The organism is Acetobacter fallax (genome assembly GCF_011516735.1).
Lineage (GTDB): Bacteria > Pseudomonadota > Alphaproteobacteria > Acetobacterales > Acetobacteraceae > Acetobacter > Acetobacter fallax.
Genome location: NZ_WOSX01000045.1, coordinates 1 through 25,762 on the forward strand (window position 1 = coordinate 1; position 25,762 = coordinate 25,762).

General features: G+C 56.4%; 23 protein-coding genes and 2 pseudogenes. 19 read left to right on the forward strand and 6 right to left on the reverse strand.

Annotated features, from left to right (window positions below; genetic code table 11):
- Window positions 1-162 precede the first annotated feature (162 nt).
- Entirely contained in the window at window positions 163-945 is a 783-nt protein-coding gene (locus tag GOB85_RS15695) for a chromosome segregation protein ScpA (RefSeq protein WP_173578444.1), read from the forward strand.
- Window positions 946-997: 52 nt separating this feature from the next.
- A pseudogene (locus tag GOB85_RS19430) lies at window positions 998-1,613 on the forward strand (IS5 family transposase); the annotation flags it as partial.
- Window positions 1,614-1,798: 185 nt separating this feature from the next.
- Here GOB85_RS19430 and GOB85_RS15710 read toward each other — a convergent pair.
- Window positions 1,799-2,974 (reverse strand): cystathionine gamma-synthase family protein, encoded by a 1,176-nt coding sequence (locus GOB85_RS15710; RefSeq protein WP_173578447.1) that lies wholly within the window; start codon window positions 2,972-2,974, stop codon window positions 1,799-1,801.
- A gap of 247 nt (window positions 2,975-3,221) precedes the next feature.
- Here GOB85_RS15710 and GOB85_RS15715 point away from each other — a divergent pair, with 247 nt between their 5' ends.
- Window positions 3,222-3,701 carry an Lrp/AsnC family transcriptional regulator gene (locus GOB85_RS15715; protein ID WP_173578448.1) on the forward strand — a complete coding sequence of 160 codons (480 nt, stop codon included), beginning with the start codon at window positions 3,222-3,224 and terminating at the stop codon, window positions 3,699-3,701.
- Window positions 3,702-3,728: 27 nt separating this feature from the next.
- Here GOB85_RS15715 and GOB85_RS15720 read toward each other — a convergent pair whose 3' ends face one another.
- Both GOB85_RS15720 and eutB read right to left on the reverse strand, forming a co-directional pair.
- Window positions 3,729-4,715, reverse strand: coding sequence for a cyclodeaminase (locus GOB85_RS15720; protein WP_173578449.1), 987 nt, complete (start codon window positions 4,713-4,715; stop codon window positions 3,729-3,731).
- A complete protein-coding gene (gene eutB / locus GOB85_RS15725) occupies window positions 4,712-5,680 on the reverse strand; it encodes a hydroxyectoine utilization dehydratase EutB (RefSeq protein WP_173578450.1) in 969 nt (322 codons plus the stop codon). The genes GOB85_RS15720 and eutB overlap by 4 nt, the downstream gene beginning before the upstream one ends.
- Before the next feature lie 26 nt (window positions 5,681-5,706).
- Between eutB and GOB85_RS15730 the strand changes: the two genes are divergently transcribed.
- The 8 genes from GOB85_RS15730 (at window position 5,707) to ehuD (ending at window position 14,534) form a co-directional block, all read left to right on the forward strand.
- Window positions 5,707-6,024, forward strand: coding sequence for a hypothetical protein (locus tag GOB85_RS15730; RefSeq protein WP_173578451.1), 318 nt, complete (start codon window positions 5,707-5,709; stop codon window positions 6,022-6,024).
- A gap of 1,004 nt (window positions 6,025-7,028) precedes the next feature.
- Window positions 7,029-9,185: a TonB-dependent receptor gene (locus tag GOB85_RS15735; protein WP_242011674.1), complete on the forward strand. Its 2,157-nt coding sequence runs from the start codon at window positions 7,029-7,031 to the stop codon at window positions 9,183-9,185.
- Between the two features lie 67 nt (window positions 9,186-9,252).
- Window positions 9,253-10,434 carry an ectoine hydrolase DoeA gene (gene doeA / locus GOB85_RS15740; protein ID WP_173578452.1) on the forward strand — a complete coding sequence of 394 codons (1,182 nt, stop codon included), beginning with the start codon at window positions 9,253-9,255 and terminating at the stop codon, window positions 10,432-10,434.
- Window positions 10,435-10,444: 10 nt separating this feature from the next.
- Window positions 10,445-11,455 (forward strand): N(2)-acetyl-L-2,4-diaminobutanoate deacetylase DoeB, encoded by a 1,011-nt coding sequence (gene doeB / locus GOB85_RS15745; RefSeq protein ID WP_173578453.1) that lies wholly within the window; start codon window positions 10,445-10,447, stop codon window positions 11,453-11,455.
- A 5-nt stretch (window positions 11,456-11,460) separates the two neighbouring features.
- A complete protein-coding gene (locus GOB85_RS15750) occupies window positions 11,461-12,249 on the forward strand; it encodes an amino acid ABC transporter ATP-binding protein (RefSeq protein WP_277875944.1) in 789 nt (262 codons plus the stop codon).
- Between the two features lie 8 nt (window positions 12,250-12,257).
- The gene (ehuB, locus tag GOB85_RS15755; RefSeq protein WP_173578454.1) at window positions 12,258-13,136 is read left to right on the forward strand and encodes an ectoine/hydroxyectoine ABC transporter substrate-binding protein EhuB; all 879 of its coding nucleotides are present in this window, start codon (window positions 12,258-12,260) and stop codon (window positions 13,134-13,136) included.
- Complete coding sequence (gene ehuC / locus GOB85_RS15760; protein ID WP_173578455.1) at window positions 13,133-13,792, forward strand: ectoine/hydroxyectoine ABC transporter permease subunit EhuC; 660 nt, start codon at window positions 13,133-13,135, stop codon at window positions 13,790-13,792. The genes ehuB and ehuC overlap by 4 nt, the downstream gene beginning before the upstream one ends.
- A 4-nt stretch (window positions 13,793-13,796) precedes the next feature.
- Window positions 13,797-14,534 carry an ectoine/hydroxyectoine ABC transporter permease subunit EhuD gene (gene ehuD / locus GOB85_RS15765; protein ID WP_173578456.1) on the forward strand — a complete coding sequence of 246 codons (738 nt, stop codon included), beginning with the start codon at window positions 13,797-13,799 and terminating at the stop codon, window positions 14,532-14,534.
- A gap of 48 nt (window positions 14,535-14,582) precedes the next feature.
- Here the strand turns inward: ehuD and GOB85_RS15770 are convergent, their stop codons facing one another.
- Complete coding sequence (locus tag GOB85_RS15770) at window positions 14,583-15,071, reverse strand: Lrp/AsnC family transcriptional regulator (RefSeq protein ID WP_242011568.1); 489 nt, start codon at window positions 15,069-15,071, stop codon at window positions 14,583-14,585.
- Between the two features lie 195 nt (window positions 15,072-15,266).
- On the opposite strand from GOB85_RS15770, the gene GOB85_RS15775 reads away from it, so the two are divergent.
- The 4 genes and pseudogenes from GOB85_RS15775 to GOB85_RS15790 all read left to right on the forward strand — a co-directional run bounded on the left by GOB85_RS15775 (window position 15,267) and on the right by GOB85_RS15790 (window position 18,263).
- Window positions 15,267-16,202 carry a DMT family transporter gene (locus GOB85_RS15775; RefSeq protein ID WP_173578457.1) on the forward strand — a complete coding sequence of 312 codons (936 nt, stop codon included), beginning with the start codon at window positions 15,267-15,269 and terminating at the stop codon, window positions 16,200-16,202.
- A 241-nt stretch (window positions 16,203-16,443) separates the two neighbouring features.
- Window positions 16,444-16,695: pseudogene (locus GOB85_RS15780) on the forward strand (transposase); the annotation flags it as partial.
- 207 nt (window positions 16,696-16,902) lie between these two features.
- Window positions 16,903-17,835 (forward strand): IS5 family transposase, encoded by a 933-nt coding sequence (locus tag GOB85_RS15785; protein ID WP_173578458.1) that lies wholly within the window; start codon window positions 16,903-16,905, stop codon window positions 17,833-17,835.
- Window positions 17,836-17,930: 95 nt separating this feature from the next.
- On the forward strand, window positions 17,931-18,263 hold the full coding sequence (locus GOB85_RS15790; protein WP_173578459.1) for a hypothetical protein: 333 nt from the start codon (window positions 17,931-17,933) through the stop codon (window positions 18,261-18,263).
- Window positions 18,264-18,525: 262 nt separating this feature from the next.
- On the opposite strand, the gene GOB85_RS15795 is transcribed toward GOB85_RS15790, so the two are convergent.
- Entirely contained in the window at window positions 18,526-18,843 is a 318-nt protein-coding gene (locus GOB85_RS15795) for a hypothetical protein (RefSeq protein ID WP_173579002.1), read from the reverse strand.
- 395 nt (window positions 18,844-19,238) lie between these two features.
- Between GOB85_RS15795 and GOB85_RS15800 the strand changes: the two genes are divergently transcribed.
- The 4 genes from GOB85_RS15800 to GOB85_RS15815 are packed head-to-tail and all read left to right on the forward strand — an operon-like array spanning window position 19,239 to window position 24,827.
- Window positions 19,239-20,006: an ImuA family protein gene (locus tag GOB85_RS15800; RefSeq protein WP_173578461.1), complete on the forward strand. Its 768-nt coding sequence runs from the start codon at window positions 19,239-19,241 to the stop codon at window positions 20,004-20,006.
- Window positions 19,906-21,423, forward strand: coding sequence for a DUF6504 family protein (locus GOB85_RS15805; protein WP_173578462.1), 1,518 nt, complete (start codon window positions 19,906-19,908; stop codon window positions 21,421-21,423). The genes GOB85_RS15800 and GOB85_RS15805 overlap by 101 nt, the downstream gene beginning before the upstream one ends.
- Window positions 21,399-21,668 carry a hypothetical protein gene (locus tag GOB85_RS15810; protein ID WP_242011569.1) on the forward strand — a complete coding sequence of 90 codons (270 nt, stop codon included), beginning with the start codon at window positions 21,399-21,401 and terminating at the stop codon, window positions 21,666-21,668. Before GOB85_RS15805 ends, GOB85_RS15810 begins: the two co-directional genes overlap by 25 nt.
- A 3-nt stretch (window positions 21,669-21,671) precedes the next feature.
- On the forward strand, window positions 21,672-24,827 hold the full coding sequence (locus tag GOB85_RS15815) for an error-prone DNA polymerase (RefSeq protein ID WP_173578463.1): 3,156 nt from the start codon (window positions 21,672-21,674) through the stop codon (window positions 24,825-24,827).
- Between the two features lie 108 nt (window positions 24,828-24,935).
- On the opposite strand, the gene GOB85_RS15820 is transcribed toward GOB85_RS15815, so the two are convergent.
- Window positions 24,936-25,313 carry a type II toxin-antitoxin system PemK/MazF family toxin gene (locus GOB85_RS15820; RefSeq protein ID WP_338421777.1) on the reverse strand — a complete coding sequence of 126 codons (378 nt, stop codon included), beginning with the start codon at window positions 25,311-25,313 and terminating at the stop codon, window positions 24,936-24,938.
- Window positions 25,314-25,762: the final 449 nt, after the last annotated feature.

The following is a 25,762-nucleotide window of genomic DNA, read 5'->3' on the forward strand; positions in this document are numbered from 1 at the left end:
CGCGTCCGCTGCAGACGGTGGAGGCCGTGGAGACCGGACCGGTGGCGCCGGAGACGGTGTGGACGCTCGGGTTCTGGTCGGCGGACTGGACGCCCTGGGCGGCGCTGCGGAGGATCGCCCGCGACTGGCCGGATCTGTGTCTGCGGATCCGCCCGCTCTACGATGTCTGACGGGTCCCCGCATCTGCAGGCAGAGGACTGGGCCGGTCCGCTGGCTCTGCTGGTTGAGCAGGCCCGCAGCGGAGCGCTGGATCTGCGGCGGATGTCGCTGCTGCAGCTGATCGACCAGCTGGGGCGTATTGTTGAAGAGGGTGTTCGTGCGCGGCCGCTCGCCCGCAGCGCCGACTGGCTGGTGCTGGCGGCGACGCTGCTGCAGCTGCGCTCGGCCCTGATGCTGCGGGACGGGACACCGGAACGGCAGGCGGCGACCGGACAGACGGAGGCCCTCCGCCAGCGGGTGCTGCGGCGCGCGGCGCTGGAGCAGGCCGTGGCTGCGATCTCGCAGATACCGCGGCTGGGGGACCAGGTGTTCGGCCGGGGCGGGGAGGGGGAGCCTCACCGGGCTGAAGCCGCGCTGCTGCAGACCGATCTGCTCGACGCCTGTCTTGCGCTGCTGCGGCGACGTCTGAGGCTGCAGCCGGTGCGTCCGGCCCTGCCGCAGCGTTTCTCATGTTTCACCGTCAGCCAGGCCCTGGCGTGGTGGCGTCAGCATCTGGGGGAAGAGGGCAGGGGGCTGTACCGGCTGGAGGACGGGCTGGTGAAAAGTGAAGGCATCCGGCCAGAAGATCGCGAGGCGTCGCTGCAGCGCAACGCGGCAAAAGCGGCACATTTCCTCGCCGCGCTGGAACTCGGAAAGCAGGGCGCCGTCACCCTGTCTCAGGACATACAGTTCGGAACCGTAGAACTCGCACGCAGGGAAGAACGAGCCGCTCCGGCCGGTGTGTGATGTCTGATGGGCATCTCTTATGGGACGTGTGTCCTAATCGAAACATTCTTCAGGGTCATATCCGGCACATAACCGTAGCAAGTCCAAGGCCATGCTGTATCGCTCTCGCTATCGCGCCGGCATCCCCTGGCGTGATCTGCCCGCCCGGGTCGGGGACCGGAAGAACGTGCACCGGCGGCTGCGTCGCTGGTGCGAAAGCGGTGTGACCGAGCGGATTTCCGGCATCTGGCCGCCGGTCACGACAACGAATATATGATGATCGACAGCACGATTGTCCGGGCTCACCAGCATAGTGCGGGCGCCCGTAAAAAGGGGGCGTGGATCAGGCCATCGGCCGATCCCGTGGCGGACTGACTACCAAAATCCAAGCCATTGCCGATGCTTCGGGAAAGGCCATGGGTCCTTCCCTGACGCCAGGGCAACGAGCCGACATCTCGGAAGCAGAACCTCTTCCTGATGAAATCGGGCCCAAAGCCTTTATCGCTGACAGGGCCTACGATGCCGATCCGCTCATCGAAAAACTCAAAGAGCAGCAGATTGCAGTCGTCATCCCTTCAAGGAGAAACTGTCGCAATCCACGGAAAATCAGCTTCCGGCTCTACAAAAACAGAAACATCATTGAACGCTTCTTCCCCAGACTGAAACAGGTCAGGGGCATTCTCCCTCGTGGCCGTTCTGTTCGTCGCCGCAATCATCGGAGCTAACTGACGACGGCCTGGCTGGCGAGCCCCCAGGTACAGGCCTGGCAAAGATGATGGCAAGCACATAAGCCATGCCTCGCATTCGGAAATCAAAAGAAACTGCCCTTATCCCGAAAAAGCAACAAGACGGTTCTTGTTGCTTCAGCCATGTCTCAAATCTTTTCCAGAGCGCTGGTAAGATCTGCGATCAGATCGGCGCTATCCTCCACCCCGGCAGAATAGCGTATCAGGCTCTCTGGGATTCCCGCTGCCACGCGCTCTTCCGCGCTCAATTCCACATGGCTCGTGGTCCTGGGAGGACCGACCAGAGTACCAACCGAACCCAGGCTTGCTGCCTTATGGGCGTAGCGCAGATTTTCCAGCAGGATGATAACTTTGTCGAAGCCACCCTTCACAGAAAAACTCATCATACCGCCAAAAGATTTCATCTGCCGGCTGGCAATCTCATGACCCGGGTGAGTTTTAAGGCCGGGATAGAACACCTTATCGATCTTGGGATGAGTCGACAGAAACGTTGCCACCTTCATGCCATTCTCACTATGACGCCCCATTCTCAACTCCAGCGTCTTCATTCCGCGAAGAATCATGTAGGCTGACTGAGCATGGAGGCTTGCGCCGGTGATTTCACGATAGTGGAAGACCTGGTCGATAAGATCCTTACGGCCGACAGCAAGTCCACCCATTGCATCGGAATGACCATTGAGATATTTCGTCGCGCTGTAAACGACGACATCGGCTCCCAGACTGAGAGGAGTCTGGTTGATGGGTGTGGCAAACGTGTTGTCAACGATGACAATGGCACCATGCTCATGAGCCTTTCTGGCCAGGCGAGCGATATCCAGAACCTTCAGTGTCGGATTGGTGGGAGATTCCAGATAAACGACCTTGCAGCCCTTTGCGATTTCCCGCTCGATCAGATCATGATCCCCGGTCTCGCACAGACACACATTGACGTTTATCTTCGGTAGAAATTCGATGAATATCTTGTTGGTGCCGCCATATGTATCTTTGATGGTGACAACACGATCACCTGGGCCCAGCAATGCCAGCAATGTATTGCTGATCGCGGCCATCCCGGTCGAGAAGCTGGTCGCTTCCTCACCGCCATCCATTATCCTGATCTTTTCTTCAAGAACACGCACTGTCGGGTTTGTATTTCTTGAATAAATATAGCCGGGTTTGGACCCGGTTGCGACGGAGAACCACTCCTCCATATCTTCGTAGCCAAATGCAACCGAATTATAGACAGGCACGCAAATCGCGCCCTCGGAAAATACGTCACTTTCTCCGGCCCAGATCGATTCTGTGCCAACACCCACATTTTTCATATCGTATACCTAAATAGAAGAAATTTCATCAGGAACGAAGCCTGTTAATCCGATTTACGTTGTTGTATCGATACGATTACCTGTCGTCACGCATATATTTTCTCTTTCGTTTTCATATTATGGTAAAACCTGGAGTGCTTCCTGATCACCAGATTATAGGGTCATTTCTGAACATATTTACTGCGTAATTTTTCGATTCTGATATGATATAGATCGTGATATGGATTTTGGTGAGGATTTCCAGCCGATGAAGCTTTATGATCGCATTGATGCGAGTATTCTTGAAATCGTGCAGAAAAATAATCGTCTGACATCACAGGTGATTGGCGATCAGGTCGGGCTTTCCGCCACGGCGTGTCAGAGACGGTTAAAGCGCCTTCGTGATGTCGGTGTGATTGAAGGCGATGTTTCGATAATTTCGGCCCGTGCCGTGGGACGTCCGATTCAGATGATCGTTCTGGTCACACTTGAGCGGGAACGCTCCGACATCATTGACCGTTTTAAAAGAGCACTTCGGATCACACCGGAAATCGTCAACAGCTTTTACGTGACGGGCGAGACGGATTTCGTTCTGTATGTCACGGCACGAAGCATGGAAGATTATGAAGTGTTCACCCGAAATTTTTTCTACGAAAACCCTGATATCAGAGGATTCAAGACTCTTGTTGTGATGGACAGGGTGAAGGCCGGTTTCTCTGTTCCCGTTGAAATCCCGGATGAAGACTGATCCTGTCCTGAATAGGCAGATATAAAATTACTGGTCCTTTCCTGTCTTCATCATGGATTTCCTCCATCGTTCACAGACCATTGTGGCGATAACAGTATCCTGAACACCGGTTCCGGTCAGATCAGCCACCGTCACGTCTTCCGGTGCACGTCGCCCCGCATGGCTTCCGTTCAGTATCGCACCCAACTCGGTGGAACGGGATGGCTCAACCGTCAGGCCGGCCTTCAGGGCATGATGCAGTTCTCCAAGGCGCGCGGTCTGTCTGAGGCTGTCGGCCGCATAGAGCGAAGCTTCAGTAATAATCCAGGGATCGAGTTCATTCTTAAACTCCGCATCGGATCCCATGGCAGTGATATGCTGGCCAGGTTCGATCCAATCGCGCATGAGGACTGGTGTTGTCGCCGGAGTAGTCGTGACGAGGATATCGGCGCCTCTGGCGGCTTCCCGCGGATCATCGCAGGGCCGCACGGGGATGCCATATGTTCTCTCGCACCATGCAGCCGTTTCCTTGCCCTGTTCGGAGCGACGCGCCCAGAGGCGCACCTCAGTGATCGGGCGCACCAGCGTCAACGCCTCAAGTTGCAGACGTGCCTGCAAGCCTGCTCCGTAAATGGCAGCAATATGAGAGTCCGATCGGGACAGCGTGCGAGCGGCTACACCACCGGCCGCAGCGGTTCGTATGTCCGTCAGATATCCATTGTCGAGCAAAACGGCTTTTGTAACACCCGTCTCTGCGCTCAGCAGAACCATCATCCCGCTCAGACTGGGCAATCCCAGAGCGGTATTGCCAAAAAAGCCAGAGCTGATCTTGACGGCAAAACTTTCCACTCCCTTCACATAGGCAGTCTTGACATCGACCTCTCCGCGCTCAGGAATATCGAGCCTGAGAATATCGGGCATCACGACGGCCCCCATAGCCATCATACGAAAACCTTCCGCCACGGCATCGATAAGTGCTGTGTCAGGTTTCATGATATCGCGAAGCTGGATTTCGCTGAGGATCTGCATCGTCATACGTTCCGATATTCGGAAACGAGTTGCCGATGCCGAATCATGTCGATGTTTTTCCCTGATATAATAACGGCCACGGTTCCGGAAACATTCAGCCGGGAACACAGAAGTGCTGCCAGTCCGACGGCACCGGCTCCTTCAACAATTTCCTGTTCTTCCATGTAAGCATGACGGATGCCCCGGGCGATTTCGTCTTCGGTAAGCAGGATGACATCGTCAAGATAGGTTCGACAAAGATCAAACGTGTAACGGTTCGGGATTCCAATGCCGCCACCGAGAGAATCCGCGAGGCCTGGCTCTTCCGTAACAGCGACCGGATGCCCGGCCCGCAGGCTGGACGCCATCGCGGCTCCCTTCTCCATGCTGATTCCAACGACCCGGATAGAAGGTTTGATCGACCTGGCCGCCATGGCGATACCGCCTGCGAGCCCTCCGCCGGAGAGAGGCACGAGCAGGGTATCAACATCCGGTCTGTCTTCGAGAATTTCGAGAGCAATCGTGCCCTGTCCGGCAATGACGCGTTCATCGTCAAATGGCGGAACAGGCAAAAGCCCTTCGGATATAACCAGCCGATCCACTTCGTCCTGGGCATCATCCTGGGAGCGTCCGACAATCCTGACATCCGCGCCCAGTGCGCGCACGGCCACGACCTTGTTTTCGGGAACAAGAGACGACATGCAGACAACGCATGGTTTGCTCATTTCCCGCGCGGCATAGGCCAGCGCGCGGGCATGGTTACCCGTGGAGGCGGCCACCACGCCTTTTGCATGGCGCCCTGACAGCAGCAGAGTATTGGTCGCCCCTCGTAGCTTGAAGCTTCCGGTTGTCTGGCGGGTTTCCAGCTTCAGTAGGATCTCCGCCCCACTCCGGGCCGACAGGGAGGCGGACGGCATCAGCGGTGTACGAACAATATGGCCGTGCAATCGCCGGGAAGCAGCGATCACATCACGAAGTGCAGGCAATGTCATGGTGAAATCACGTCCAGGATGATGAAATGAAGAAGAAACGTCAGGCGGGGAAATGCAGGAGAACGTGTTGCGTCATTCATAGCTTCGCTTCCGGCGCGACAATTTTTCTGATGGTGAGAACAGTCTGCCGTTTCATGCCGCTTCCTGGTCACGGCACCCCGCCGGACATTTTAAGAAATATTCCAGAGCTGGCTTTCTTTTGGAATGCCAGCATATGTGCCGGACAGCATCGTCGAACTACCGGTTCATTTCGTTTCCGGGACTTTAATCCGACAAATCGTTACAGGCGGAGTATATCATATTTATCTGATTATTTTCCTCTTTTTGATGCGTTGACGAGATGAATTTATGTGCATATATGCAGTTTGATGGTGCATTTCATCTCATGATCAATGGAAAAAATTCAGCGAACGTATAAATCGCACGGGAGGAAGGAATATTTTCATGACATTCATGTCGTTGTTTCACGCGAATTTCCGAGGCGATGCCTGTAAGGCGGGAAATCAGCGAAACACGGTTTCCGGCATCGAAGCTGAGATCATAAGTAATTGATCTGCGGATCAGAATACAAAATCCTCAGAGCCGTGGAAGTTTGTTTTGTTTCAGAGGCAAATGTCGTCAGTATATCGCAACGAACATAATGACTTTCTCATATCGACACAGTGTCAGGGGGAGGGAGCGGCCGGATTGATCCGGTGTATGTGCAGATTTTTGTTTATCAGGCGTGTACTAAGGACACAATCAGAGCCTATGCAAAGTGAACGTGATGTCGGGCTTTACCGGCTCTGCGTAAGGCAGACAGTACCGGCGATGCGGGTTGCTCAGGAACCCTGATCCGAACGCAGTGATGCTGCAGCACAAAATGCGAGTATCCTGTGAAATAATGTGCATTATAGCAAAAAAACGCAGAATATCATCCCAAATCCATCGCGATATGATGCCAATCGTTCCTTCTGCTTTGTTATTCTGATCCCGATATGAAATTAGACGGGCGCGGAAGCCAGATACTCCCATAACGACTACAGCCGACCGTTTTATTACGGCAGGTGAGCGCTGTATGTGATCTGCGTTTTCGCTGCCGGTTGTTTCCAGATGAGATGCACGAGCCAGTAGCCATTGGTCGTTGATGAGGAACGTACGGATGAAACAAAGCACCTTGTGCCGCCTGCTGTTATGCACAACGCTGTTTGTATCGGCAGGCAGTACTGAAAGTCGGGCCGCTGGCTTGCAACGACAGGCGTCGGAGGATCCTGTCACCCCGAAAAATGTAAGGGAAAAAAAGAGTTCTGCATCCGGATTACGTGCCCGTCAGGCCATCAAATCTGAAGATGAATCGGTCAATGTCGTCATGCATCGGGCATCTCATGGTTCCAGTGAGGTGATGACGGCGCACGACATCGAAAAATTCGTTCCGGGAACAAACCCTCTCAAGGTCATTGCCCAGCAGCCCGGCGTTCTTTTAACAGCCGCGGACCCAATGGGGCAGGACAGTTGGGCAACGCAGCTTTATGTGCGTGGTTTCTTCCAGAACCAGATCGGTTTTACACTCGACGGTGTTCCTCTTGGCGAGCTGACCTACAGAAATTACAACGGCCTTGGAATCAATCAAGCCATTTCACCTGACAACATCAGCCGCATGGATGTGTCCCAGGGTGCGGGTGCGCTCGATACGCCCAGCACGAACAACCTCGGTGGCGCAATCAGTTTCACTTCCATGGATCCAGCCCACAAGCATCAGGTTGACATCAGTCAGACCTTTGGCAGCAATAGTGCCTTCCGGACATTTGTCCGGATCAATTCGGGTGATCTCAACGCCTCGGGTACGCGTTTCTTCGTTTCCTATGCGCGCAGCAACAGCGATAAATGGAAAGGCTCCGGCCCGCTGTTCGACCAGAAGGTGAATGCCAAGCTCGTTCAGCCGATCGGTGAGCAGAGTGAGATTTCGGCGTTCTTCGACTGGGATGACCAGCAATATCTCAGCTATCAGGATCTCTCGCTCAACTATCTGCACACATTGGGTCCCCGTCTGGATAATTTCTATCCAAACTACAAGGGCGCCTATCTGGCGGCGCAGGGCATTTTCACGAACGGTCAGAACAAAACGAACGATCCCCTGGATGCCATGTTCTATGATTCGAGCGCGATTGCACGGGATTATCTGGGAGGGTTGAAGGCGCACATCACGCTGGCGGACAATTTGACCTGGGACAGCGTTGCCTATGGCCATTCCAACCTCGGCTGGGGCGGTTATGCCAGTCCGTTTGCTTCCTCCCCGAATGGAGCGCCGTTGCGTTATCAGGAGCATCAGGGCTCAATTGCACGATATGGCTTCACGACTGGTGTGACCTATGAGGTTGCCCGCAACACCATCAACACAGGAGTCTGGTATGAGAACAACCGGTACATAATGGATTATTTCGCGTATCAGATGCCTCTTCTCGGAGAAGGCGAGCCCTTGAATCCGCTTTCCATGAGCAGCTTCAAAAATCCTGTCGCCCAGCTTTGGGGGACGACCTACAATACCAACACGTTCGAATATCACCTTCAGGATACATATCATATTCTCAAAAACCTGAGTGTCCATGCAGGTTTCCGATCCATGCTGGTCACGACACATGGTGGCGGAACAGTCAACGACGCCGCCTATACCGGACAATCCCAGCTTCCGTCGGGCTCCCTGACGACGGCAGCAGCCTTTCTGCCGCACATCAGTGCCAACTGGCTATTTCTGCCCGGCCACGAGCTATATTTCGATATATCACAGAACAGGCGCGCCTATGCACAGGGAGGGTATCAGATGGGGCAGGCTTGGGGAGTGACCAACCAGGCAACGTTCCGTGAACTCCAGAAGACGATTAAGCCTGAATCGGACTGGGCCTATGAGCTTGGCTATCGCTACAACTCAAGCTTGCTCTCAGCATCTCTGAACCTCTATCGGGTTAATTTTTTCAATCGTCTCCAATCGATGGCATCTGCATCGATTGTCGATCCGGTTTCCACGGTTGTGAATGTTGGTGCAGTCACAATGAACGGAGTTGATGCCGCCTTTACCATCCGACCGGTAGAGCATCTTTCGATCTATAACAGCGTTTCCTACAATGATTCCCGTTACGGATCAGACATCACAACGGCGGGCGTGGTATATCATCAGGCCGGGAAGAAAGTGGTGAATTACCCGGACTTCATGTACAAAGCGGGTGTTGACTACGCCTACAAACGGATGTCCGCTCATTTCGATGTCAATTACATTGGAAAACGGTATCTGAGCTACATGAACGATACGTCCGTTCCCGGATACTGGATTGCGAATCTCGGCGCGAAATACCAGATCGGAACGAAGGGATTTCTCAAGAACATGACATTCGAATTCAATGTCTACAATCTCTTCAACGCATCCTATATCAGCACTATGGGTGAGAACGGAAACCCGTTCACGGGAGATTATCAGTCGTTCATGATCGGCGCCCCCCGCCAGTATTTCGGAACGGTGCGTGCGACATTCTGAACCTGCCCGTCCTGCCCCATGATTCCATGACCGTTTCTCCTGCTGCGCAGACCGAAGGATCTTTCACATGAGCATTGCACGACTCAGATTCACACGCGAAGAATACGAGGCGCGCCTTGAGAAAACGCGCCGGGAGATGTCTCGTCGCGGCGTGGATCTTCTGATCGTGAGCGATCCGTCCAACATGGCGTGGCTGACCGGTTATGACGGATGGTCATTCTATGTCTATCAGTGTGTGCTCGTGCCGCTTTCGGGCACGCCGGTCTGGTTCGGCCGGGAGCAGGATGCGAACGGCGCACGCCGGACGGCATGGATCAGTGAAGAGAATATTATCGGATATCCGGACATCTATGTGCAGTCACCCGAACGCCATCCGATGTCATATCTGGCAGGCAGGATTGCGGATCGGGGCTGGAAGACGGCATCAATCGGTGTCGAGATGGACAATTACTGGTTCTCAGCGGCGGCTTATGCTGCGTTATGCGCCGGTCTCCCGGATGCACGCTTTTCCGATACAAGCGGTCTTGTGAACTGGCAGCGTGCAATCAAGAGCCCTCAGGAAATCGTCTATATGCGTCGGGCGGGAAAGATTGTCGAAAACATTCATTCCCGTATCTATGAAAAAATTGAACCAGGAATGAGAAAATGCGATCTCGTTGCTGAAATCTATGATGCAGGCCTGCGCGGCACAGCCGAATTCGGTGGAGATTATCCGGCAATCGTGCCTCTGTTGCCGTCAGGAAGCGACGCCTCGGCGCCGCATCTGACATGGGATGACCGGCCCATGCAGAAAGGAGAAGGCACATTCTTTGAAGTCGCCGGGTGCTATAATCGCTATCACTGCCCGCTTTCCCGCACGGTCTTTCTTGGTAAGCCGACGCAGGCTTTCCTCGATGCCGAAAAAGCCACTCTTGAAGGCATGGAAGAAGGACTTCTGGCGGCAAAACCCGGCAACCTGTGCGAGGATATTGCAAATGCGTTTTTTGCCGTTCTGAAGAAGTATGGGATCAGGAAAGACAATCGGACGGGCTATCCGATTGGTCTGTCCTATCCGCCCGACTGGGGCGAACGTACGATGAGCCTCCGACCGGGTGACAAGACAGTGCTGGAACCGGGGATGACGTTCCATTTCATGACCGGCCTCTGGCTGGATACGATGGGTTTCGAGACCACCGAGAGCATTCTCATTACCGGGAATGGCTATGACTGTCTGGCCAATGTGCCACGCAAACTGTTTGTGAAGGACTGAACGGCGCGATATGACCGGAACTCTGCTTGATTCGCCTATTGTGGCAACGATTCCATTTGACCAAGACGGAGTGCATCACGGCTTCCTCCGACTGCCCTACAGCAGGGATGACTCCGCCTGGGGTTCGGTAATGATCCCGATCACAGTAGTGCGAAATGGTGAAGGGTCGACCGCGCTGCTGACCGGAGGAAATCATGGCGATGAATATGAAGGCCCGGTGGCGTTGTTCAGCCTGGCACAGGAGCTGAACTTTTCGCTTGTTTCCGGATGCGTGATCATCGTCCCCGCCATGAATTATCCTGCCTTTCGAGCAGGTACGCGCACCTCGCCAATTGACCGCGGGAACATGAACCGCATTTTCCCCGGCCGGCCCGATGGCACCGTGACAGAGAAGATCGCGGATTATTTCCAGCGTGTCCTGCTGCCGATGAGCGACATCGTTCTGGACTTTCACTCGGGTGGGAAGACGCTGGATTTTATTCCGTTCGCGGCGGCTCACATGCTGCCCGACCGTGAGCAGGAGAAGAAATGTTTTGCCGCGGTGAAGGCGTTTGGCGCACCTTATTCGCTGAAAATGGTTGAGATAGACTCCCGTGGGATGTTCGATACGGCCATCGAAGAAATGGGGAAGGTGTTCATCACGACAGAGCTGGGCGGTGGCGGCACGGTTTCTGCAAGAACAGCGGGGATTGCCAGACGAGGCGTGATGAACGTCCTTCGGCACTTCGGCATTGTCGCCGGTGACGTTTCACCCGCAACAACCCGGTGGCTGGACATGCCGGGAGACGACAGCTTTGTCTTTGCCGAACAGGATGGGCTTCTTGAAATGCTTGCAGATCTGGGGGAACCCGTAAAAAAGGGCGGCATGATTGCGCGTATTCACTGCACGGACAGGATGGGCGTGGCACCAGCAGAAATTGCTGCTCCCTGTGACGGTCTTTTGATTGCCCGTCATTTTCCCGGACTGATCAGGACAGGTGACTGCGTGGCATCGTTTGGTGTCTTGACAGACGAAGCATGACGTCTATGGAGCCCGTGTTTACACCAGACCCGATGATTGCGATTTCAGATGTGTCCCGGGCGTTTAAGGGAACGACTGTTCTGGACCATCTGTCTCTGGATATTCCGGCGGGCCAGAAGGTGGCCCTGCTCGGCCCCTCAGGCTCGGGAAAAACGACGATCCTTCGTATCCTGATGACGCTGGAGACAATTGATTCGGGACAGATCCTTATCGAAGGCGTTCCGATGTATGACACGGCGTCCGGAACGCCACATTTGCTTCCTGAGAACCGTCTTCGGCCAGTGCGCTCCCGGATCGGGATGGTATTTCAGCATTTCGGCCTCTTTCCGCATCTGAGCGTACTCGATAATATTGCGTTCCCCCAGATTTTCAATGGCCGTGCCAGGAAGGCGGATGCGAAAGCGCGGGCGCATGATCTTCTGAAAACTGTCGGCCTCGGAGACAAGGCGTATCTGCTTCCGGACCAGCTTTCCGGCGGCCAGAAACAGCGTGTTGCCATAGCGCGGGCACTGGCGCTGCAACCTGATATCCTGCTTTTCGATGAACCAACATCTGCTCTCGATCCGCAGCGTGTTAGTGAGGTTCTTGATATTTTCAACATGATTGCGGACACAACAGGAACGACCATGCTTCTTGTAACGCATGAAATGGAGTTTGCCCGTCGATTTGCCGATCGGATTTTGTTTTTTGACCATGGCCAGATTGTCGAGGATGGACCACCAGAGATAGTCTTCACGAATCCGAAAGACGCGCGCACCAGGGCTTTTCTCGGCTTGCCCTCATTGAATGCATGAGGGGCGGTATGAGGCTTCTTTCGACAAAGATTTTGACATGCGCCGTGATTATCGGCGTTTTCTTCTCCTTCACCCGGCAGTCGGCCAGAAGTCAGACGGCGGCGGTTTCAGACTCTCCCCAACTGGAAGCATTGAGAAAGCGTGGGTATGTACGGCTCGGATTATCCAACGAACCACCCTGGACAGTCATCGATGCAGAGGGCCGGACAGGAGGGGCCGGCCCGGATCTGACACGTGCTGTTTTCCAGCGCATGGGTGTTCGGGAACTGGCTGGCGTTCTCTCGACATTTGGAGCACTCATCCCCGGCCTGCTGGCCAGGCGCAGCGATGCGATCAGTTCAGGGCTGTTCATCCGACCGGGGCGCTGCCAGGCGGTGGCCTTTTCGGAACCGGATCTTTGTGACCGGGAGGCTCTCCTGATGAAGATGGGCGATCATCCTACCCTGCGCACCTATCGTGACGTGGCGGCCGATGCATCTGTCCGGATCGGAGTGCCTGCGGGGGGCACGGAGCAGCGGGAAGCACAGGCTGCCGGGGTTCCGGCCGACCGGCTGCTTCCGGTGCCTGATGGTCCCAGCGGGATGATCATGCTCCGGGCAGGGCGCATCCAAGTATATTCCCTGCCTGCCTCTTCGGCGCAACATCTGGCCGATCTTTGGCAAGGACAGAAATTTTCTCTGGTCCTGGTCGGGGGTACACCCGTGATGTGTGCCGGAACAGCGTTCCGTCCCGATGCAACAGCACTCAGAAATGCTTATGATCGTGTGCTTGCCACGCTGAAGAGCGACGGGACCTATGACCGGATCCTTCGGGCGCATGGCTTCGATCCGGGATTGGCCCGAGGCCATACGCGCAGGGAACTCTGTGGGGAAGAGGCGCCGTTATGACAGGGCTGGTTCTGTCGGACCTGGCGCGTTCGATCCTGCATGGCCTGGGAATCACGCTGCTTCTCACGCTTTCGGGAAGTGCGCTGGCTTTTGTCTGTGCCTTTGTCTTCGGGCTTGGCCGGATTTCGCGCTGGCGTTCTGTCCGTATCTTCAGCATTGTCTATATTGAAATCTTCCGCGGTACATCGGTGTTTGTTCAGGTCTTCTGGCTTTACTATGCGCTGCCGGCGTTCGGTCTGCTTCTCTCCCCACTATTTGCGGGCATTCTGGGACTTGGTCTCAATGTCGGCGCCTATGGAGCCGAAGTAGTCCGGAGTGCCGTGCAGGCCACGGGTCAGGATCAGTATGAAGCCTGCTATGCACTCAATCTCACGCGGTATCAGTCATACCGGTATATCATCCTGCCACAGGCCTTTCCACGCATGTTGCCTGTGTTCGGAAATAACATGGTCGAGCTGATGAAAGCCAGTTCGATTGTCTCGCTGATCTCGCTTGCAGACATTACGTTCCAGGCGCAGCAGTTCCGGATCAGGACGGGGGAGACCTTTCTGCCTTTTGCCGCAACGCTGATTGTCTATTTCCTTCTCTATCTCGGCATTCTTGCGCTCGTGCAGGCTGCCATGCGGGCTTCCGGTCCGAAAAGCATGAAGGTATAAGATCATGACCTGGGACAACCATTTCATCATCCTGATACTTCCGCGTCTGATGAAAGGATTGCAGATCACCCTCATAGCGACTCTCTGCTCGTTTGCTCTTGCTGCAAGTCTTGGTCTTGTCATAGCGATTCTGGAAAAGACCACGCGTGGTATAGTCCATTTCTGCGTGTCGGGAATCGCTCATTTCATTCGTGGAACGCCCCTGCTCGTCCAGCTTTTCTTTCTGTATTATCTTCTGCCGTACGCGAATATCACCTTGCCGGCGCTTGCCTGTGGCATTGCCGGCCTTGGCATTCATTACGCAACCTATCTGTCCAATGTTTACAGAAGCGGCATCGAAGCCATTCCTGCACTACAATGGGAAGCCTGCACATCGTGTAATCTGACCCGGTTCCAGACCTGGCGTTATATCATCCTGCCACAAGCGATCCGGCCGGTCATTCCTGTCATTGGTAATTACTTCATCGCCCTGATCAAGGAGACGCCACTGCTTTCGTCGATCTCGGTCATGGACATGATGGGAGAAGCAAGCATCTTCGGTGACATGCATTATCGTTATCTGGAACCCATCACCATGGTCGGGGTGCTGTTTCTTGTGATCGGTCTGCTGGCACGTGGAGCCATGATACTCGTGACGACTTCCCTAAGCGCGTTTCGGTTGCGCTATGGAAAGCCTGATAATGGACCGAAGATATCAGAGTATAGTATTGAAATGGATTCATTCCGGGATACTGTGTTGTAAAACAGTATTTCGATTGATTTCTGAAGTAGAGTAACGGCGGATTTTCCTTTACCTATTGAGATGTCCTGTCGGCAGTGCCGTTGTATATTTGACTTGGCTGAGAGCGAAACTTGACCGTATGTTGGAGACAACGGGAATTTTCGTCAGGAAGTCGATCATAAGTTCCTGAAATTTTATCAGGTCTTCCGCCACGACACGCAGCATATAGTCCGACTCTCCCGACATGAGATAGCATTCCATCACTTCCGGACGGTTTCGAACTGCGTTATCGAAAATTTCCAGAGATTGTCTGTCCTGATGCGTCAGGGAGACATGAACAAACACGTTGACGGCCAGGCCGAGGGCAAGCGGATCGACGATGGCGACAGAGCGCTGGATGATGCCCTGTGTCTTCATGTCGTTGAGGCGTCGCCAGCAAGGCGAGGCGGAAATACCAATCATTGTTGCAAGATCGTTGTTGCTGATTTCGCAGTTTTCCTGAAGTAGGTCCAGGATACGGATACTGGCGGCATCCGGTAAGCAAGGGATGGCAGGCAAGATATTCCTCCTTTCTGAAATATAGCGGCTTTTCTTACCTGAATATCCATACATAATGAACAAGATAGATAAAAATTACCTGTATGCACTCTCTAATGTTTCTATCTCAGTAAAACGCGCTGCTTGTTACCCATTCCTGAAGTGTACCGAAGCGCAGAGAAGAACGGATTTCCACTCATGTCAGGCTCAACCGGAATGTCTGCACAGACCGCTGCACTGTCACGTCATGATTCCACAGGAAATGCGACAGGACTCTGGGTCGGCGTAATGATTCTGCTCTGGGGGCTGAGCTGGCCCGCCATGAAAATTGCTGTCGGGCTGATACATCCCCTCTGGATGGCAACACTGCGCTTTGCAACGGCTGGCCTGTGCCTTTTCCTGTGTCTTGCCTGGCGGCGTGAACTGAAACTGCCAAAGCGGGGTGACTGGCCCATCCTCGCAAGTATAGGCGGCTTGCAGATGATGGCGTTTACCGCTCTTGGTGTGACCGCTATGCAATATATCGATGCAAGTCATGCCGCGCTTCTTGCTTACACGACGCCCTTATGGGGCCTGCTCGCGGGTTGGATTCTCTTCAGGGAAAAGCCGACATCAATGCAGCTTGTGGCGTTGCTTGTGGGGATGAGTGGCATCGGCCTGATCTGCTCTCCTCTTGAAACGGACTGGCACCGTCCCGGCGCTTTGACCGGCGCCGGGATGTTGCTTCTCGCAGCAATTGGATGGTCGCTCGTGATATTACATGTGCGTCGTCATCAGTGGGTTTCGCGTCCAATTGATCTGGCGCCATGGCAGATGCTTTTTGCGACTGCCGTTCTGTCCGTGATTTCACTGGCAGTTGCAGGAAGGCCTCATGTCACGCAATGGACGCCGGAACTCTGCATTTTACTTCTGTTCATTGGTCCCATTGCGACATCTTTCTGCTTCGTGATTTCGGCCGAGGTGGGGCGTCGCGTCTCAACTTTCATTATGTCGAATATCACGCTGGGGGTGCCGGTTATCGGTGTTATTGCCTCTGCGGTGTTTCTGCATGAACGCATCACTCCGATCCTGATCGTCGGACTGGGTCTTATCATTGGCAGCGTCATTTTCGCGACGTATGTCGGGCGAAAAACACACCCAATTCATAAATGAATTCCAGGTTCAGGACTGGTTTGTTTCAGTCGCGAACATGCGTATAAACTGTCATCAGAACTTGTTTTGTGAAATCGTGGTCACTGCATGCAACAAAGGCAACTGGATGGCAGGACACCGGATCAGATCGCCAGACAAGGGTCTCGGGAGCATGCCCCCGAGACCCTTGTCATCCCATCAACCCCAAGCCATAAAAAACGGGAACTCTCCTTTTGAGTGGATACAAAAAGGGGGGCACGTCAGCGCCTATGACCGCCTCCAACTGATGGACAAGGCGGCTTATCTGGAGTTCGTCGTCGAGATCATCCGCCGCCGTAACGGGGCTAAAGGCTTCGAGGTTCTGTCCAGACGCTGGGTCGTCGAACGTACCTTCGGTTGGATGACCCGCTGGCGACGCCTTGTGCGCGATTACGAGCGCCGCATCGACGTCTCACAAGCCATGATCCTCGTCGCCATGGGCGCCAATCTCATCCGAAGAAACGCTCACCCATGACTTTCCAAACAGGCTCTGAAAACACCAACCCGGACGCAATGCCGCATCCTGAATATGAAATAATTCAGTCTACATTTTATTTGTATTTTTTATTAAATTTATAATATTATTCTTTCTCTTATATAAAATACAGCCAACAATATGGCTTTGTTGCGCAAATACGTGGGAGGGATTCCCTGTTTGAATCCAGTTTGTTAGCTGGTTTTCATGAGCAAGCCGCAACCCACGGGCTACCGAACGACGAACTGGTCCTCCTACAACGCAGCGCTGAAGAAGCGTGGATCTCTGACGGTGTGGTTTGACCCATCCATGAATTGGGAGGGGCTTCCGACAGGACGCCGTGGTCGTCAGCCGGGTTACAGCGATGCTGCGATCCAGACCTGCCTGACGCTGAAAGTTCTGTTCGGTTTTGCGCTGCGGCAGACGACGGGTTTTGTCGAAAGTCTCCTGCGTCTGGCCGGACTTGCGTGGTCCGTGCCGGATTTCAGCACGCTGAGCCGCCGGCAGAAATCCCTGACGGTCGATATTCCTTATCGCGGTGCGGACGGTCCGCTCCATCTTCTGATCGACAGCACCGGAATCAAGGTCGAGGGAGAAGGTGAATGGCACAGGCGCAAGCACGGCGGTTCGAAACGTCGTATCTGGCGCAAACTTCATATCGCGATCGACGAAGGATCTCTGGAAATCAGAGCTGTTGAAATCACGAAAAACAATGTCGGTGATGCTCCGGTTCTGCCGATGCTTCTGGGGCAGATCTCCGATGAAGAGGATATCGCCAGTGTCACGGCTGATGGCGCGTATGATACAAGGAAATCCCATGAAGCCATTGCCGAACGTGGTGCTCAGGCTGTCATACCTCCTCGAAAAAACGCAAAGCCATGGAGCCCCACATCAGCGGGAGCCCTTGCCCGAAACGAAACACTGCGGGCCTGCAGGCATCTCGGACGGGCTATCTGGAGACGGTGGAGCGGTTATCATCGACGAAGCCGCGTCGAGACAAAGATGCACTGCATCAAGTTGCTGGGCCAGCGTCTGACAGCACGCGATTTCGACCGTCAGATCACCGAAGTTCACATCCGTGTTGCTATCCTTAACCGCTTCACAGCACTCGGAACCCCAATTACCCAGGCGCTCGCGTAACAAAAACCATAAAAGCGTTCAGTTCGACCAATCAGTGAATTGTGCAACAAAGCCCTTGCGGGAGACAATCAAGCCTGCCCAAAAGGAAACCTGCGATGACTGAAGAACCACAGAGGGCGAAGCTTGATTTTAGTGATTTTGGTCGGGAGGTCCAAACGCAAAAAAGACCTGCTGTAGACAAAGCCACAACGGCAGCGGCTGTTGATGATGCCAGAAGGGCAGGCTTCACGGCACGGTCTGACCGGGTGAAGGTGGACGGACGCTCGCTGAGACGCACAGGTCGATCCGCTCAGCTGAACATTAAGGTTAAACCTGAGACCCGTGTGGCCTTCTTCGAAATGGCGCTGGACTTCCATGACACCCAGGAGTTTGTCGACCATCTTTTGATGCTTTACGCGCGTAAACGCAAAAACAAGAGTGGCGACTAACACAGCAACGGCAAAAGACTTTTCCCGCGAGCCGCGATAAGAGCAGACGCCATAAAGAGTGAAGCAATCTTTATAGCGGCCCGCACTGGTTAGGCTCTCCATTATCGATTTAGACGAGATACTTCACACGTCAGAATATAAGCGAATTAAGAATCATGTCGGCAAAAGAACAAATAATAAAACTGTGCTCTTATTACGTACTTAGTGGATTGGGCACGGCGGTTACAGTCTATTTCACCGCAATGTCAACGGCAGCCGTATATCAAATACGACGAATACCAAAAGGTGGTAATATTTCTCGCGACAAACTGATAGAAGAAACCAATAAAACTAAAGATTGGCTTCTTTTTTGTACTGTCCCCATTTCATGCGCTTTTGGATCTTGGATGATGGTGACTAAGACCATCCCAGATTGTCCTCTGTGGATTCCTGTATTATGCTTTTCTGGAAGCATTTTAATTTCGGGAGCATTTTTTTTACGATGGCCTGAAATAATCAGACGGATACGAAAAAAACCAGCGCCAGCGACGAGTTCTTCTCCGCAAAGAAAGGGCCTTATAGGAGCTGCTTGGAATTTCATAAACTTCAAGACTATTGACAGTAATTACCCAATAACAGGCATCATTTTATATTTTGTTGTCTATGTTACGATTTTATCGCTCGCGCTCTCCAAGTCAGCATCCTGGATTTTAACGCAACTTCCACGTGTCGAGCAGAAAATAATCACGAAAGAAAAAACATTCACTGACATAAAGCACAAATTTCCGCTGAATCCGGCAGGGAAGGGGGCTCCATCGTCATCCCCTGCAAAGTTCGACGCCTCCCCCCAATGAGAGAGACGCCTCGAAGAGAGAACCCGACAGTCTGAGCAATTGCCTGTCTCCGGGCATATTAGGCCTCAGAAATGCGAACTGAACTTGACTCGCTCCGGCCTTTTGTTCTCTTTATGTTCTTGTTTTTGAGCGAGGACACACCATGGCCGGGAGAACAGCCGATACGCTCGCGCTCCTGCGCGATGAGATCCGCCGCATGGAGCGGCATCACGCCGTTGCCGGGGTGGACGCCTATCTGCCGACAGGATTCACCGCTCTTGATGCGCGGCTGGGCGGGGGCCTGAGCCGTGGCCGCGTCCACGAGCTCCTCGGAACCGGCTGTGACCGTGTCCTGCTCGCCCGCCCCACGCGGTTTGTCGCCCACGTTCTGGCCCGGATACCGGGCCAGGTGGTCTGGCTTGCAGCACACCATCTCAACCTGCATGCAGCCGGACTGCAGGGCGCAGGCCTCGCGCCGGGACGCCTGATCTGTGTGCAGAGCGAGACCCGCGATCTTCTGCCGCTCTGCGAGGACATCCTGCGCGAGCGCGGGGTGGCGGCGCTGGTCTGCGATCTCTGTGTTCCGCTCTCCCTCACCGCATCACGTCGTCTGCAGCTTGCGGCCGAAAGCTCCGGCACCACGGGTTTCCTGCTCCGCCCTGCCCCGAACGGTGCAGTACCGCCCCCCAGCGCCTGTGAAACCCGCTGGCGCATCGGCGCGGCGCGCCCGGTGTCGCTGAACTGCGTGATCGGTCCGGAACACTGGCGCATCGAGCTGCTTCGCAGCCGGGACGGACGCGCTTTCACCTGGACATACGGATTACCCGGTCATGCGACGGATCCTCTCGATCTGGCTTCCCCTGTGGCACACAGATCTGTGGCGGCGTCGCCACCCGCAGGAGATCATCGGGAGGGGGCTTGTACTGCATGAGCATGATGGCCGGCGCCCCGTGGTGATGGCGGCCGATGTGATGGCCCGGCAGTCTGGTGTCCGCCCTGGAATGACACTGGCCCATGCCCGGAGCCTGATCGCCGACCTCGCAGCATTTGAGGGCAACCGGGAAGCGGATGAGGCCGCTCTGGAGCGACTGGCGGCATGGTGTCTGTGGTTGTGCCCACTGACGTCAGCGGATCCGCCGGACGGCGTATGGTGCGATACCAGCGGCTGCGCCCATCTGTATGGCGGCGAGGACGCCATGCTGGCGGTTGTGCGCGAACGGCTGGAAGCGCTGGGCTATCATATCCGCCTCGCCCTTGCGGACACGCCTGGCGCTGCGCACGCGCTGGCGCGCTTCGGACGTGAGCGGGACACACTCGTTCCATCGCGCGGCACGGCTGCCGCTCTCGATCCCCTGCCCGTTGCGGCCCTGCGCCTGCCGACCGAAACCTGCGAGGGGCTGATCCGCCTCGGGTTTACCAGGATTGGCGATCTGCGGCGCACGGCCCGCGCGCCTCTGACACGGCGTTTCGGGGATCTTCTGATGCACCGGCTGGACGAGGCGCTGGGCGTTCGGCCCGAACCCATCCGTCCGGTCATTCCGCTCGATGCCATCCGCGCGCAGCGCCAGATGGTGGAACCGATCGGCACGGCCGAGGCTCTGGCGGTGGTGATCGCTGAACTGGTGGACGAGATCTCCGAGATCCTGCACCAGCGCGGTCAGGGCGCACGGCAGCTCGATCTGGTCTGCGAGCGTGTCGATGGCACGCTCCAGCCGGTGCGCGTGGGCACCGCGTCGCCCGTCGATCAGCCAGCCCATCTGCGCCGCCTTCTGCAGGAACGGATCGCCGTCATCGAACCGGGTTTCGGGATCGAAGTGATGACGCTCACCGTCTCCCACCATGAAGCGCGGCAGACCACGGGCGACCAGACCGTGCTCGGGCGCGGACAGGCTGGGGGTGGCGATCTCGCCTGTCTGGTGGACCGCCTGTGCAACCGTGTCGGCGCGTCACGGGTGTTCCGCCTTACGCCACGTGCCAGCCAGATCCCTGAGCGCGCTCAGGCACAGTCCCCTGTCACACAGGAGGCGGCCGAGCCGACATCTACCTTTTCTTTCGTCCGCCCCATCCGACTGCTCGATCCGCCAAAGCCCTTACGTGTCGAAGCCGGGACCGAAAGTGGCGCACCGCAACGCTTTGTCTGGGACGGCCGCACGCATCGCGTGCGGGGCGCAGACGGTCCTGAGCGCATCCAGGGGGAATGGTGGCTCTCGGACAGCGAGTTTCACGCCGCCCGCGATTACTGGATTACCGAGACTGAAGATGGCGAGCGCTTCTGGCTGTATCGCCAGGGCGACGGCACGCACAGCTGGACAGGGGATGGAGCATGGTTCCTCCACGGGCTGTTCTGATGAATGGGGCAGACGAAACGAAGGAAGACCTGTCACCGGCCTCGCCGTCCGAGATCGCCGAGGCGCTGATTCATGGACTTCGCTATGACGGACGACGGCGCGTGCATGATGCCGACGAACTGATGGCCCGCGTGGTGGCCGAACGTCTGGTGGAGCATCTCGAGCGCAGCGGCTTCGTGCTGTGCCGCAGGCCCGGCGCCCCGCAGCCCGACGCGACGCCGCACCGGCATCCGCACGGGAGATGAGGCATGCTCTCATCCGCCTATGTGGAACTGCAGGCCTGCACGAACTTCTCGTTTCTGCGTGGCGCCAGCCATCCTGAAGACCTGTTCGCCCGTGCGGCGCGGCTTGATTATCCGGCGCTTGGTATCACCGACCATGGCACGGTCGCCGGCATCGTCCGCGCTCATGCCGCCGCACAGACCCAAGGGGTCCGGTTGCTGCCCGGCACACGTGTGGAGCTGTGCGACGGCAGTGTTCTGCTGGCCTATCCGGTGGACCGGGCAGGCTGGGGCCAGCTGTGTCGCCTGCTGACCCTTGGCCATCGGCGCGGCGAGCGCGGACGGCTCGATCTGACCTGGAGTGATTTGACGGGCGAGCGCGCCTCCCGCCTGCTGCTGCTGCTTTCTTCGGACGCCCCGTATGCCGTGCTGCAGGAACGGCTGGATGCTCTCACGCGGATCCGCCGTCACTGCACCGGGATATGGCTCACCCTGAGCCGTCACTGGCGGGCAGGCGATACGGAACGCCTGAACACGCTGGAGCGGATGGCCGGAGCGGCTAACGTCGCGACAGTCGTGACCGGCGATGTGCTCTATCACGCGGCCGACCGCAGTGTGCTGCAGGATCTGCTTACCGCCATCCGGCACAATGTGAGCATGGACGCACTCGGCGCGCTGCGCGAGCCATGGCGGGATCGCTATCTGCGCGGCCCGGCTGAAATGGCCTCGCTCTACCGGGGCCATGAAGCGGCGCTGGCCCGCTCGGGCGAGATTGCCTCTCTGTGCCGGTTTTCGCTCAGTGAACTGCGTTACCAGTATCCGTCCGAGACCGATGTGGAGGGCGAAGACTCTCAGGATACGCTGGTTCGTCTGGTGCGCGAGGCGCTGCCGTCACGCTATCCGGCCGGTGCACCCAACGATGTGCGGCGCCAGCTCACGCATGAACTCAGGCTGGTCGGTCAGCTTGGCTATGCGCCGTATTTCCTGACGGTCAACACCATTGTCCGCCATGCGCGCGCCATCGGAATCCTCTGTCAGGGACGTGGCTCGGCCGCCAACAGCGCCATCTGCTTCGTGCTCGGGATCACCGCCATTGATCCGGTGCGCTCCGGTCTGCTCTTCGAGCGGTTCATCTCGGTGGAACGGCGTGAACCGCCTGACATTGACGTCGATTTCGACAGCGACCGGCGTGAGGAGGTCATCCAGTGGATCTACCGGCGCTACGGCCGCCAGCGGGCGGCCCTGTGCGCGACCGTGATGCGCTATCAGCCGAAAGGCGCGGTGCGCGACGTCGGCAAGGCGCTGGGCCTGCCCGACGATGTGCTGGGCCTGCTCTCGAAACATCTTGCGTCCGCGCTGGACGATCAGGGAAAGCTCGAAACCCGCGCAGGAGAGGTCGGCCTCGATCTGCGTGATCGGCGTCTGTCTCTGACGCTGTATCTCGCCCGCCAGATCCTGGGCTTTCCGCGTCAGCTGGGAACACATCCCGGTGGCTTCGTCCTCACCCATGACCGGCTGGACGAACTAGTACCGATCCAGCCGGCGGCGATGGAGGATCGTCAGATCATCGTCTGGGACAAGGACGACATTGACGAACTGCGCTTCATGAAGGTCGATGTTCTCGGCCTCGGCATGCTCGGCTGTCTGCAGCGCGCCTTTGATCTTCTGGTGCGGCACGGGCGCCGCGCCTATGACATGGCGACGATCCCGCCCGAAGACGAACAGACCTACGCGATGATCGCTCGTGCCGACACGCTCGGCACCTTCCAGATCGAGAGCCGCGCCCAGATGGCGATGCTCCCGCGCACCCGGCCACGCACCTTCTACGATCTGGTGATTCAGGTGGCGATCGTGCGGCCCGGCCCCATCCAGGGGGATATGGTCCATCCCTATCTGCGCCGCCGCGAAGGTCTGGAACGGCCTGATTGTCCTTCGCCGGCCCTGCGCCGGATCCTCGGCAAGACCCTGGGCGTGCCATTGTTTCAGGAACAGGCGATGCAGGTCGCCATTCATTGTGCGGGCTTTACGCCGAGTGAGGCCGATCAGTTGCGGCGCGGCATGAAGATGCGCGATCATACGGCGTCGATCGCCGATTTCCGTGAGAAGATGGTGCGCGGCATGGTGGCCAACGGCTACACGCAGGAGTTCGCCGAGCGCACCTTCCGACAGCTGGAAGGATTTGGTTCCTACGGATTTCCCGAGAGCCATGCGGCAAGTTTCGCGCTGATCGCCTACGCTTCGTCGTGGCTGAAAAGCCATCACCCGGACGTCTTCTGCGCCGCACTGCTCAACAGTCAGCCCATGGGGTTCTATGCTCCCGCCCAGATCGTCCGCGATGCCCGCGAGCATGGGGTCGAGGTGCGACCGATCTGTGTGAACCAGTCCCGCTGGGACTGTACGCTTGAAGGTCGGCCGGGCAGTGCGCGGCTGGTCGTTCGGCTCGGTCTGCGGCTGGTGAAAGGACTGGCGAACGCGGACGCCGCCCGTCTGATTGCCAATCGCATGCCTCTTTATGAAAGTGTCGAAGACGTCTGGCGTCGAGCGGACGTTCCAACGGTCGCTCTTGAGCGCCTGGCCGAAGCGGATGCGTTTGCCAGCCTGAACTGCGATCGCCGCACGGCCCTGTGGCAGATCAGGGGGCTGGCGGATGAACCTCTCCCTCTGTTTGCAGCGGCAGATCGCGGACGTAACCGGCCTGCTCCGGAAGTCATTGAACCATCCGTCATCCTGCGCCCGATGACCGAAGGCTCGGACGTTGTGGAAGACTATCTCGCGACCGGCCTGACCCTGCGGGCACATCCTCTGGCATTCCTGCGCGAGGGGCTTACGGAAAGAGGCATTATTCCCTGTGAGGATCTCGCGACATCACGGGACGGAACCCGTGTGGTGATTGCGGGCCTCGTGCTGATGCGTCAGCGCCCCGGTACGGCAAAAGGCGTGATGTTCGTCACGATCGAGGATGAAACCGGGGTGGCCAGCCTGATCCTGTGGAAAGACCGGATCGAAGCGCAACGGGCCATCGCCATGGGGGCGTCGCTGATGATCGTTCACGGCGCCCTGCAGCGCGAAGGCGATGTCATGCACGTCGTGGTCCGAAACCTTGAAGACGGGACCATGCTGCTTGGGCTGATCGGAGAGAATGATAGCAGGCCGGTTGCGGTCAGGGCCAGAAATTTCCATTAGTCACGACATTCGCAAGCAACTTCATTTTTTAGATATCGGGTATCTACACGCTACCGGCTATCTGTGGGATACCGGATATCTGAAAGCTTGCAGCTATCTCGCACAGGCTTATGTCAGGCCTATTGCCATGGCGATCTGCTGCCGAACTTCCGCCAACTCTTCGGAAGTGATCCACGATGTCGTTGGCTTGATGCGGGCTTTGGAAGTCGTCGTCACAAGGTGCGAGACGACAACGCATCGCTTCGAACAGCCGTTCTCATTGGTCGGCTCTATCACGACCGACAAATCCGGTATTGCCAGATCTTCGTCTTCCGTAATCGGCACTAGAATCACATTTGGATAACCCGGCGCGAACAGGTCGGTTTCCTCAACAACCACAGCCGGTCGGCGCTTGTTCGGCTCCTTTGGGAGCGCGTCGCCACGCCAGTCCGCAACGACAATCTGTCCTGGGGTCAGACCGGCGGGCTTCCTCTTAGCCTTCTGCACGTGGCGTTCCCCAATCCTCGTAAAATGCAGCCGCATCCGGGTTACTGGCGACGCGCCGACCAACTGCCGCACTAGCCTCCCTAATGCGCTTCCTCTTCAGATCACGCGCTCGCGCCTCGGCGATCTGCCTCAGAAGACGTCCCAACCCAACACCCATTATTTTGGCCTCGTCCTCAAGAATTTTCCTTGTAGGCGCATCCAGCCTAACAGAGATCGGCGCTATCATATCAACCTCCTTCGTTAGTCTCAACTTCGACTCCTCTAATGTAGTCGCACCGAAGAAGTGCCGCAACGCTTCCGTTCACCACAAAAGGTGGAAGTAGGGGGTGTCCGAAAGAGGATCGTTGGACGGACTGTCCCGGACAAGTGCAACACGTCATGGAATACAGCCGTGTGCTGTGTCTCATAAAGGTGGTACCATATGTTTTGCAGTCATGGGGCCTTATACG

Bases quoted from the DNA above. Each gene is read 5' to 3' on its own strand.
- ehuB (WP_173578454.1), top strand. From the start codon at position 12,258: ATGAGGCTTCTTTCGACAAAGATTTTGACATGCGCCGTGATTATCGGC.
- ehuC (WP_173578455.1), top strand. From the start codon at position 13,133: ATGACAGGGCTGGTTCTGTCGGACCTGGCGCGTTCGATCCTGCATGGC.
- ehuD (WP_173578456.1), top strand. From the start codon at position 13,797: ATGACCTGGGACAACCATTTCATCATCCTGATACTTCCGCGTCTGATG.
- GOB85_RS15695 (WP_173578444.1), top strand. From the start codon at position 163: ATGTCTGACGGGTCCCCGCATCTGCAGGCAGAGGACTGGGCCGGTCCG.
- GOB85_RS15805 (WP_173578462.1), top strand. From the start codon at position 19,906: ATGCGACGGATCCTCTCGATCTGGCTTCCCCTGTGGCACACAGATCTG.
- GOB85_RS15795 (WP_173579002.1), bottom strand. From the start codon at position 18,843: ATGAAATTCCAAGCAGCTCCTATAAGGCCCTTTCTTTGCGGAGAAGAA.
- GOB85_RS15735 (WP_242011674.1), top strand. From the start codon at position 7,029: ATGCATCGGGCATCTCATGGTTCCAGTGAGGTGATGACGGCGCACGAC.
- eutB (WP_173578450.1), bottom strand. From the start codon at position 5,680: ATGACATTGCCTGCACTTCGTGATGTGATCGCTGCTTCCCGGCGATTG.
- GOB85_RS15785 (WP_173578458.1), top strand. From the start codon at position 16,903: ATGAGCAAGCCGCAACCCACGGGCTACCGAACGACGAACTGGTCCTCC.
- doeA (WP_173578452.1), top strand. From the start codon at position 9,253: ATGAGCATTGCACGACTCAGATTCACACGCGAAGAATACGAGGCGCGC.
- GOB85_RS15800 (WP_173578461.1), top strand. From the start codon at position 19,239: ATGGCCGGGAGAACAGCCGATACGCTCGCGCTCCTGCGCGATGAGATC.
- GOB85_RS15810 (WP_242011569.1), top strand. From the start codon at position 21,399: ATGGTTCCTCCACGGGCTGTTCTGATGAATGGGGCAGACGAAACGAAG.
- GOB85_RS15790 (WP_173578459.1), top strand. From the start codon at position 17,931: ATGACTGAAGAACCACAGAGGGCGAAGCTTGATTTTAGTGATTTTGGT.
- doeB (WP_173578453.1), top strand. From the start codon at position 10,445: ATGACCGGAACTCTGCTTGATTCGCCTATTGTGGCAACGATTCCATTT.
- GOB85_RS15775 (WP_173578457.1), top strand. From the start codon at position 15,267: ATGTCTGCACAGACCGCTGCACTGTCACGTCATGATTCCACAGGAAAT.
- GOB85_RS15720 (WP_173578449.1), bottom strand. From the start codon at position 4,715: ATGACGATGCAGATCCTCAGCGAAATCCAGCTTCGCGATATCATGAAA.
- GOB85_RS15710 (WP_173578447.1), bottom strand. From the start codon at position 2,974: ATGAAAAATGTGGGTGTTGGCACAGAATCGATCTGGGCCGGAGAAAGT.
- GOB85_RS15730 (WP_173578451.1), top strand. From the start codon at position 5,707: ATGAAGAAGAAACGTCAGGCGGGGAAATGCAGGAGAACGTGTTGCGTC.
- GOB85_RS15715 (WP_173578448.1), top strand. From the start codon at position 3,222: ATGAAGCTTTATGATCGCATTGATGCGAGTATTCTTGAAATCGTGCAG.
- GOB85_RS15815 (WP_173578463.1), top strand. From the start codon at position 21,672: ATGCTCTCATCCGCCTATGTGGAACTGCAGGCCTGCACGAACTTCTCG.
- GOB85_RS15750 (WP_277875944.1), top strand. From the start codon at position 11,461: ATGGAGCCCGTGTTTACACCAGACCCGATGATTGCGATTTCAGATGTG.